This window comes from Bacillus sp. EB106-06-01-XG163 (assembly GCF_058791615.1).
In genome coordinates this window covers 1-521 of the sequence record NZ_JBYTDS010000036.1, presented here as the reverse complement: position 1 = coordinate 521, position 521 = coordinate 1, and the positions used below count along the sequence as shown (strand labels likewise).

1 pseudogene is annotated in these 521 nt (G+C 40.3%); it reads right to left on the bottom strand.

Annotation, left to right across the window (positions count from 1 at the left end):
* Nucleotides 1-427 (bottom strand): annotated as a pseudogene (locus tag AC3WTF_RS19275) (DUF1492 domain-containing protein); the annotation flags it as partial.
* Nucleotides 428-521 lie beyond the last annotated feature (94 nt).

Here is a 521-nt window from a genome sequence, read left to right as displayed (position 1 = left end):
TTCATCAGATTCTTCTTCCAACGATAATAAGACGCTCGAGAGATACCTAAATGAATACAGATATCCTGTACGGTCATTGTGCTGTGCAATATTTCTACAAGTTCGACTGACGTTTCGCTATCAACTTCCTTTCCAATTCGTTGTACTTTTTTAAAACTTCATTCTGTTGTCTCAGGTAACGAATCTCTGCCTGCAGTTTCTCTAAATCGGAAGAATACTCCGGACCTTTTCCGTAAGTGTATTGCTTTCCAACAGGCTGTTCGAATCGATGTGTATCACCAGCCTTATACCATCTAACCCATGTCTGAACCTGTGTCTTATTCTTAATATTCAACTCCTGCAGGATCTCTTTCATAGGTACGCCTGCCAATCTCATTTCTACAGCCTTCTGTTTCACTTCAACCGGATAACTCACTCTTGTCCCCATAGAAAAAACACCTCCAAGTCTAATTTCGGATAACAATCATCCGTATTCAAACTTGAAGGTGTTTTTATTTGTCTCATCTTATGGGGTCAGTCCC